The sequence below is a fragment of the Mesorhizobium sp. M7A.F.Ca.AU.001.01.1.1 genome, from assembly GCF_004022735.1.
GTDB classification, from domain to species: Bacteria; Pseudomonadota; Alphaproteobacteria; order Rhizobiales; family Rhizobiaceae; genus Mesorhizobium; species Mesorhizobium ciceri.
The window spans coordinates 1-2,728 of the sequence record NZ_RZPF01000798.1; the positions used below are offsets into that span (position 1 = coordinate 1).

Consider the following 2,728-nt stretch of genomic DNA (forward strand, 5'->3'; position numbering starts at 1 on the left):
GGTGTCGCGCGACCTGATCGGTGTGCTGCGGGGGCAGGACCTCATCGCCTCGGGGCCGCGCAGTCCGCAGCCGGGCGCGCCCTATACCTATGTGACGACCAAAAATTTTCTGTCGCAATTCGGGCTCGACACGCTGCGCCAGCTGCCGGATCTCGAGGCGCTCGAGGACGCAGGGCTGCTGTCGAAGGAAAAGCTGCTGGCCGGCGATATTCTGACTGGGCTGAAGGGAGACGGGGAAGATGCAAGTGTGGACAATGAAGGTGTTGAGTTCGGTATCTGAGAGAAGGTAGACGCGCGATCGCGCCATCGCCGGACACGCATTGACGCGACTGGTCCGAAGCCGTTCCCTCGGGCACAAGTGATAGCCCGCTTGGGCTGACCAACCGCCGGAAAATTGGCGTGTCGTTCGCGATCCGTCCAGGCCTAGCAGTCGGAATACGAAGAGCCCGGCATGACCGTGACCGCATGCCGGGCTCTTGGGAGCTGCATAGTATCCCTCAACGATCAACCTGAACCGGTCCGACGAGGTTGACGTTGGCTGATGCCCCAAGGCTCTCAGTCAGCCGGATGCGCACGCGAGTAAGCAGCCTACTGATTGTCTTGACGCTGGTATCGAGGAGTGAGGCGATGTCAGCCTGTCTGAGCCGCGTGCTCGACGGATCGATCTTCATGCGACGGGCGCGGGCCACTATGGCGTTCCCATCTTGATGACCAATCTTGGCAAGCGTGCACCGAGCGCGAATGCCATCGATGCCAAAGCCAAGCTCCGGATGGAGGCCGTACCCGATACAAGCGCCAACGGAGGCGCCATGAACAAATTAGTGTCGACGAGAAGGCCCATCGACGTTTCCCAGAACCGAGCACCTGGTTCAAACGTTGTCGAGCAAGCCATTGTCGATTGCGACGCGTGGTCAAACATGAGCGATAGCATGCCAACTTCGAACGGAAACGATCGCCCCGGCGCGGCGGCGGCATTTCCGTATGACCGCATGACGGTCGAGCGTTTTCGAAAGACATTTCCGCGCGCCCGTTGGAACGATGATCTGAAGGCGTGGTTCGTCCCGGGCAAAACCGCGGCGCGGCGTTTCGATCGATGGCTCGAACTGGAGCGTTCTCAGACGGAAACGCATGCCGACATCAAAGGCCGCGACGCCTTTGTCTTTGATCCCATTTCCTCGAAATATCTTCGGCGCCTTGATAGTCATTTGGAAGTGGTGACGCCCTATTCCCGCACTGTCGTTGATGAGATGCGGCAGGTGCCGTTTGCCTCCTGGGATGCCGATCGCCGTGTGTGGACGGTCCCCTACCGGTCATATGAGGCCCTGCGCCTGCACTGGAGTCGCATCGAGGAGGCTGCCAAGCGAAACGAGCCGGACGAGCGCAAAAAGCGCCGAGAAGCCAATCGCTGGTCGGAAAAAGAACGGGCCGCACGTGCGCGCGCCACCGAACGCCGCCGCCGCCGCTATCCGCTCGATCCGGAGAATCTGCCGCCCCTTGGTCGGCCGGTGATGACGTCTACCTATGGGGTAGTCGTTTTCGTCGGTTGCGATGGCGAGCCGGTCGATCCAGAGGTCATTCGCACCTCCTACGCCGATATCCCAACCTCGGCCGACAGCGTTTGGGGGCAATGGCGCCCGGCTACGCTCGCCGAACTCGTGAAAACTTGGCCCTCGCGTCCCGGATCCAAGATTGATCACGGGATCTGGAGGCAGCCCACGATCGAGGAGTTGCGCGTGGCAAGAAAGACTGCCGCCAGCAGGGAGCGACAACGCTCTGGCACTGGCGACTAAGCGCGGCCGTTGGGTCTGCTTTGTCTGGCAAGGCCATGCCAGAGGGTCCTCGACGCTTAGCATCCGCCCGGGCCGCACACAATCGTGCCACGTTGATATGGTGACGGAACCAAACGTGTTCCGAAAAATGCTACAGATTTCGGACATCGCGAACGGGACCCGCCGACGGGGTCGGAGTAACGTCCGAGTGAAGTGACCGCTCCGTGTCCCAACGGGCCCTTCAATGAACGTGGCCTAGCGCCTCGCCGTCTTCTCATGAGTGACTTTCACAGTCTTGCATGTCAGAAAAATATAGGCTATTTTCTGACATATGAAGACCGCTGTTTCATCTGTCCCATCTCGAATCGTAATGCGAGCCCGCAGCTCCGGGCGCGGTAGCGTTTTCACGCCTAACGATTTCCTTGACCTCGGGGGGAGGGACTCGATCGATCAGGCGCTCTCGCGCCTCGCCAAGGCCGGCAGGCTGCGACGCCTCGCACGCGGCCTCTACGATTTCCCTAAGGTGCATCCAAAGCTTGGCCCGCTTTCTCCGGCCCCCGATGACATTGCCCAGGCTCTGGCCAGAGAGACAGGCTCTCAGGTGCAGGTTGCGGGCTCGCGCGCGGCAAATGTCCTCGGTCTATCGACTCAGGTTCCGGCCCGCAGTTCATACCTGACTGATGGTCCATCCCGTCGGGTGGTGCTCGGAAAGCGCATCGTTGATCTCCGCCACGCTTCGCCCAAGCATCTCATCGCGCCGGGCAGTGCGGCGGGGACTGTTGTTCAGGCGCTGCGCCATCTGGGGCCGTCACGGGCGGCCGATATCGTTCATGTCGCGTCGCGCCAGCTGTCGCCGAGCGACAAGAAGAGGCTCGCCTCGACGGCCGTTCAGGCTCCGGCCTGGATGCGCTCGACGCTGCGCGCCATTGCGGACACCACATCGGACGCGGTCAATGGAT

3 protein-coding genes are annotated in these 2,728 nt (G+C 61.4%); all 3 read left to right on the forward strand.

Features of this window, described 5'->3' with window-relative positions:
• On the forward strand, positions 1-280 hold a 280-nt coding region (locus EN884_RS31995), incomplete at its 5' end, for an SMC-Scp complex subunit ScpB (RefSeq protein ID WP_206617693.1).
• A 637-nt stretch (positions 281-917) separates the two neighbouring features.
• Positions 918-1,790 carry a hypothetical protein gene (locus tag EN884_RS32000; RefSeq protein ID WP_063170868.1) on the forward strand — a complete coding sequence of 291 codons (873 nt, stop codon included), beginning with the start codon at positions 918-920 and terminating at the stop codon, positions 1,788-1,790.
• A 310-nt stretch (positions 1,791-2,100) separates the two neighbouring features.
• Positions 2,101-2,728, forward strand: a 628-nt coding sequence (locus tag EN884_RS32005; protein ID WP_063170578.1) for a DUF6088 family protein, incomplete at its 3' end; no start/stop codon positions are given.